Origin of the sequence: Aeromonas sp., from assembly GCF_050633025.1 — a bacterium.
Taxonomy (GTDB): domain Bacteria; phylum Pseudomonadota; class Gammaproteobacteria; order Enterobacterales; family Aeromonadaceae; genus Aeromonas.
Genome location: NZ_JBODRQ010000165.1, coordinates 1 through 6,262, shown reverse-complemented (window position 1 = coordinate 6,262; position 6,262 = coordinate 1). Strand labels below are relative to the sequence as shown.

Annotated in this window: 5 protein-coding genes; all 5 read left to right on the top strand. The window is 61.1% G+C overall.

Annotated features, from left to right (window positions below; translation table 11 throughout):
- The first annotated feature begins 543 nt into the window (after nucleotides 1-543).
- Nucleotides 544-1,209 carry a 4Fe-4S dicluster domain-containing protein gene (locus tag ACRAUW_RS16135; RefSeq protein WP_005333313.1) on the top strand — a complete coding sequence of 222 codons (666 nt, stop codon included), beginning with the start codon at nucleotides 544-546 and terminating at the stop codon, nucleotides 1,207-1,209.
- The gene (gene hyfB, locus ACRAUW_RS16130; protein WP_431363094.1) at nucleotides 1,209-3,080 is read left to right on the top strand and encodes a hydrogenase 4 subunit B; all 1,872 of its coding nucleotides are present in this window, start codon (nucleotides 1,209-1,211) and stop codon (nucleotides 3,078-3,080) included. The genes ACRAUW_RS16135 and hyfB overlap by 1 nt, the downstream gene beginning before the upstream one ends.
- 1 nt (nucleotide 3,081) lies before the next feature.
- Nucleotides 3,082-4,035, top strand: a complete 954-nt coding sequence (locus ACRAUW_RS16125; RefSeq protein ID WP_064337846.1) for a respiratory chain complex I subunit 1 family protein — start codon at nucleotides 3,082-3,084, stop codon at nucleotides 4,033-4,035.
- 80 nt (nucleotides 4,036-4,115) lie between these two features.
- Entirely contained in the window at nucleotides 4,116-5,834 is a 1,719-nt protein-coding gene (locus ACRAUW_RS16120; RefSeq protein ID WP_017784116.1) for a hydrogenase large subunit, read from the top strand.
- 9 nt (nucleotides 5,835-5,843) lie between these two features.
- The coding region (locus ACRAUW_RS16115; RefSeq protein ID WP_431363093.1) for a formate hydrogenlyase complex iron-sulfur subunit at nucleotides 5,844-6,262 on the top strand (419 nt) is incomplete at its 3' end.

The window sequence follows — 6,262 nt, the reverse complement described above, 5'->3', positions numbered from 1 at the left end:
ACCAACATTGCAGATACAAATAATCGATGCCCAAAAACATTAATAATATTAATATCCCATACGGATTCACATGTCACCAAATAGTTTCTAATGGGCCTCAGGAAAGCGGTTTCATTTGGTTATGAATGACAATTAAAAACTTTAAAATCAGATTTATATTTCATCATTGTTTAATAAAGCAAACTTTATAACTTTTATATAGCGATTTAATAGTTATTTACTTCATTTTTAGCCACTTCTTAAGCGTGACCTCCTCATTGAGAGTCTAACAGCGGAGAGTGTTCTGTTTTAACCCATTAAATGACAATTAAGATATTAATATTTCAGGTGTGCACCTTATTGTGACGAGCCCTCCCCTCCCTTCGTCACAAATGACGAACGTCAGATGTCGACACAGTGCTGCGTCCTTATTACGGCGCGACGCCAAATTTAAACCCTATTTAAAACAGCATCTTGGAATCAATTTTACGCCCCGGACCAATCTGGCCCGCATTTTGCCATCTTGCCCCTATTCTCTCCGTTCGCGACACGACAAGGTAGGCTATGAACCGCTTCGTTATCGCTGACCCCAAGCTTTGTATCGGCTGTGGCACCTGTATGGCGGCCTGCAGTGAAGTACACAAGGCGCAAGGTTTGCAGCAAGCCCCCCGTTTAACCGTTATGCGACACGAACAGGCGACCATGCCGGTTCAGTGCCGTCACTGTGACGATGCCCCCTGCATCAAGGTGTGCCCGGTCGAGGCAATTCGCCAGACCGGCGATTGCGTGCAACTCAATGAGTCGCTCTGCATCGGCTGCAATCTCTGCGCCGTGGCCTGCCCGTTTGGCGCTATCCAGAGCGGTGGCAGCCGTCCGGTGGCCGTGGCCACCAGTTACGACACCTATATCCCCTGCTCCATCCGTTCCAGCAACCCATCCACCTCTGCCGGCCTGCGCTGCTTTGGCGAGGATCTGCTGAGCTGGGAGCCGGGCGTGCGCAGCATCGCCGTCAAATGTGACCTGTGCGAATTTCGCGCCGATGGCCCGGCCTGTGTCGGAGCCTGCCCCTCCCAGGCACTGAAGCTGGTCAATGACGGCGACACCGAACGCGCCGCCCGTATCCGTCGCCAGCAAGCGGCCGATACCAACCCGCAAGGGGCCTCTGCCTTCTCGGCGCCTGCCACAGCGATCCCTGCATCCGACTTATCTACCACAGAGGGAGTTCGCTGATGTTGTCCCCCCTTGTAATGGCCACGCTCCTGCTCTTTTTGCTGGGCGCTGCCGCCGGTTTGCTGCTGCAAAAGCTGCCCGCACTGGCCAACCGCCTCAATAGCGGCTTTGCCCTGCTGGGGTCACTCGCGGGTCTGGTCGCCGCCATCCAGATCTTTGCCCAAGGCGCTCCCGTCGACGGCCAGCTCTGGCTGCTGGGCTCGGTGCACCTCGACATGCTGGCCGCGCTGATGCTGCTGGTGATTAGCACCGTCGGCGTCGCCGTCGCCCTCTACTCCTTTGCCTATATCCGCGAATATCAGGGCAAGGGGGATGTGGCCATCGGCGCGCTGATGAATCTCTTCCTCTTTGCCATGGTGGGCATGGTGCTGGCCGACAACGCGCTCGGTTTCTTGCTCTGCTACGAGCTGGTGACCCTCACCACCTACTGGCTGGTCAAGACCAACCCGGAAGCCGCCAAACAGAGCCGGCTTTACTTGGTGATGAACCATATCGGCATGGCGCTGGTGCTGATCGCCTTCTGGCTGCTCTGCCGCGAATCTGGCTCGCTGGAGTTCGCCGCGCTGCGCGAGCACCATCTGGCGGGCGCTTTGGCCTCCCTGGTGTTCCTGCTCAGCTTCTGCGGTTTTGGCCTGCGCGCCGGTTTCGTGCCGCTGCACGGCTGGCTGCCGGTGGCCGAGCCCGTTGCGCCATCCCATATCTCGGCGCTGATGTCCGGTGTGATGGTGAAGCTGGGTCTCTTTGGCATTTTGCGGGTCAGCATCGATTTTCTCGGCGCCAGCCAGCTCTGGTGGGGCTATGTGGTGCTGATCTTCGGTGCCTGCTCGGCCGTGCTCGGGGTGCTGTTTGCGCTGGCCGAGCACGATCTCAAGCGGCTGCTCGCCTACCACACGGTAGAGAACATCGGCATCATCCTGATGGGGATGGGCATCGGCATGATCGGCATCGCCAAACAGCAACCGGCGCTGGTGGTGCTGGGGCTGCTCGGCGCCCTCTATCACCTGCTCAACCACGCCATCTTCAAGAGCCTGCTTTTTATGGGCACCGGCTCTGTGATGTTCCGCCTGCACACCCGCGACATGGACAAGATGGGGGGCCTCGCCAAACTGATGCCCTGGACCGCGCTGGCGTTCCTGATCGGTGCCATGGCCATCTCGGCGCTGCCGCCGCTGAACGGCTTTGTCAGCGAGTGGTTTATCTATCAGTCCCTGCTCTCCATGACCAAACTCGGCACCTCCGTCGTCGCGCCGCTCGCGGTAGTGATGCTGGCGGTGACCGGCGCCATGGCGGTGATGTGTTTCGTCAAGGTGTATGGCATCTGCTTCTGCGGCGCCCCGCGCAGCGAGAAAGCGAGCCACGCGCGCGAAGTGCCGGGGGCTATGGTGGCAGGCACCCTGCTGCTGGCTGCGGTCTGTCTGGTGCTGGGTCTGGGCGCCCCCTGGATTGCCCCCCATATCGCCAGCTATGGCCAAGCCTTGGTTGCCAGCCAGATGAGTGTCGCCACTGGCGCCACCCTGCTGCCGCTGGATAGCAGCCAGGCGATCCTCTCCCCGCCCGTTATCGCCATCACCTTGCTGGGTCTGTTCCTCATCCCGCTGCTGGTACTGGCCATCTTCAAGGGGCCCAAGCTGGGTCGTCGTCACGCCGGCACCCCGTGGGCTTGTGGTTACGCCTATGAGGAGCGCATGAGCCTCACCTCCGGCGGTGTCACCCACACCTTGCGCCAACTCTGCACGCCGCTCTATCGCAAGCAGCCGCAGCTCGATCTGGCCACCGCCCTGCGCAGGGTGAGCGATACCAGCGGAATGACCGGCTGGCTGCTGCATGGCGTTGTGCTGGCGCTCTTTATCCTGATGGCTGTAGGAGTCTGATATGCCTGTTCTTGAAATGCCGAGCTGGGGCATGGTTGCCCTCGCCCTGACCCAGGCCATCGCCATGCTGGCGCTGGCACCGCTCGCCACCGGTTTCAACCGGGTGCTGCGGGCCAAGATGCACTCCCGTCAGGGACCGGGCCTGCTGCAGGATTACCGGGATATCGCCAAGCTCCTGCGCCGCCAGGAGGTGACCCCCGAGCCTGCCGGCATCATCTTCAACCTGATGCCTGCGTTGCTGATCGCCGCCCTCTTGCTGGTAGGGATGGCGCTGCCGACCCTGACTCACGAGTCCCCCTTCCCCATCGCCGGGGATCTCATCACCGACATCTATCTGTTCGCCATCTTCCGCTTCTTCTTTTCGCTGGCGGGGCTCGACAGCGGCAGCATGTTTGCAGGGATCGGCGCCCGCCGTGAACTGACCCTCGGCATTCTGGTGGAGCCCATTCTGGTGCTCGCCTGCTTCATCATGGCGATGATGGTGGGCAGCTCGGATCTGGGCAATATCAGCAGTTATGTGGCGACCCAGCCGCTGGCCGCGCCGATCGCTACCCTGCTGGCGGGCGCCGCCTGCGCCTTTGCGGTGTTTGTCGAGATGGGCAAGCTGCCCTTTGACTGCGCCGAAGCCGAGCAGGAGCTGCAGGAGGGGCCGCTCACCGAGTATTCCGGTGCGGGCCTGGCCCTGCTCAAGCTCTCCATTGGCCTCAAGCAACTGGTGGTGGTGCAGCTCTTTTTGGTCATTTTCCTGCCCTTCGGCAAGGCGGCCAACTGGAGTCTGCCCGCGCTCATCGGCGCGGCGCTGATCCTCGCCTGCAAGCTGCTGGTGGCCTTTTTGCTGGCCGGCATCATCGAAAACGCCATGGCCCGCACCCAGTTCGTGCGCACCCACAAGCTCACCCGCTACGGCTTGGGGCTGGCCCTGCTGGCGCTGCTCGCCTATCTGGTCGGGGTCTGAGCCATGCCCGCCAGCACAGCAACTTTTTCCGATTTCATCATTTTCGAATGCTCATTCCCGAACATTAAAGTGAGAACTGCATGACCATCGCCATTTCGGATCGCATCGGCTGCGACTACATCCAGCAGGTGCGAGCACAACTGCCCCACGCCATCGTCGACGAGGAGTGGCAAACCGCCGATCAGGCCACCATTACCGTCAAGCCCACCAGTCTGGTCGAGACGGCCAGCCTGATCTTCCACCAGCTGGGGGGCTGGCTTCCGCTCTCCTTTGCCAATGACGAGCGCAGCCTCAACGGCCACTTCGCCGTCTACCACGTCTTCTCCATGGAGGGCGATACCAAATGCTGGATCACCGTCAAGGTGCTGGTGGATGCCGATACCCAGGAGTACCCCTCCATCACCCCGACCATTCCGGCGGCGGTGTGGGGCGAGCGGGAGATCCGCGACATGTACGGCCTGCGCGCCATCGGTCTGCCGGATGAACGCCGTCTGGTGCTGCCGGACGACTGGCCGGAGGATATCCACCCGCTACGCAAGGACGCCATGGATTATCGCCAGCGCCCGATGCCCACCACCGACACCGAGACCTACCCCTTCGTCAACGAGCTCGGCAGTGATGCCAACCGCATCGTGCCGGTCGGCCCGCTGCACATCACCTCGGATGAACCGGGACACTTTCGTCTGTTCGTCGATGGCGAAGACATCATCGATGCCGACTACCGCCTCTTCTATGTCCATCGCGGCATGGAGAAGCTGGCGGAAACCCGCATGGGCTATAACGAAGTGGCGTTTCTGACCGACCGGGTCTGCGGCATCTGCGGTTTTACTCACAGCGTCGCCTACACCACCTCGGTGGAGAACGCCATGGGCATTCCGGTGCCGGAGCGGGCCAAGATGATCCGCGCCGTGCTGCTGGAAGTGGAGCGTCTGCACAGCCATATCCTCAACATCGGCCTGTCGAGCCACTTTACCGGTTTCGACACCGGCTTCATGCAGTTCTTCCGGGTGCGGGAGAAATCCATGACCCTGGCCGAGCTGCTGACCGGCGCGCGCAAGACCTACGGCCTCAACCTGATTGGCGGGGTACGCCGCGACATCTTCAAGGAAGATCGCATCAAGGGTGCCCAGCTGGTGCGCGAACTGCGTGATGAGCTCAAACCCCTGGTGGCCATGCTGCTGGATACCGCCAACATCTCTTCCCGCCTTATCGGTATCGGCAAGCTCGACCCGCAAATTGCCCGCGATTTCAGCTGCGTCGGCCCCATGGTGCGGGCGAGCGGCTTCAAGCGCGACGTGCGCCGGGTCCACGACTTTGCCGGCTACCGCGAGCTGCCGATGGAGATCCAGACCAAGGCGGGTTGCGACGTGCAATCCCGGGTACTGGTACGCATCCACGAGCTCTACGACTCCCTCGACATGATTGAGTTTGGTCTCGAGCACCTGCCGGAAGGGCCACTGCTCACCGAAGGCTTCACCTACCAGCCGGGCAAGTTTGCGCTGGGCTTTACCGAAGCGCCCCGCGGCGAGAACGTCCACTGGAGCATGACCGGCGACAACCAGAAGCTGTTCCGCTGGCGCTGCCGCGCCGCCACCTACGCCAACTGGCCTGCTCTGCGCTACATGTTGCGCGGCAATACCGTGGCGGATGCGCCGCTCATCATCGGCAGTCTGGATCCCTGCTACTCCTGTACCGACCGGGTCACCCTGGTCGACCCCAAGAAGGGCAAATCCACCGTGGTCTCCTACAAGGAGATCGAGCGCTACGGTATCGATCGCAAAAACTCTCCGCTGAAATAAGGGGTCATCATGATCAAGCTGTTCAAGACCATCCTCAAGGCTGGCACCCCGACCGCCAAGTACCCCTTCGCCCCTTACGAGGTGAACCGGGATTTTCGCGGCAAACCGAAATATCAGGCGGATCAGTGCATCGCCTGCGCTGCCTGCACCAAGGCCTGCCCGGCCAATGCGCTGGTTATGGAAGTGGACATGGAGACCGGCGAACGACGCTGGGAGATCTCCATGGCGCGCTGCATCTTCTGCGGCCGCTGCGAGGAGGTCTGCCCGACCCGCGCCATCGCGCTCTCACCCGAGTTCGAGCTGGCGGTGACCAACAAGGCGGACCTCTATGAGGAGGCCCGCTTCGCGCTGGCCCCCTGCACCCTGTGCGGCACCTACTTTGCCCCGAGCAAGCTGGTGGCGCTGGTGGAGGACACCCTCAAGCAGGC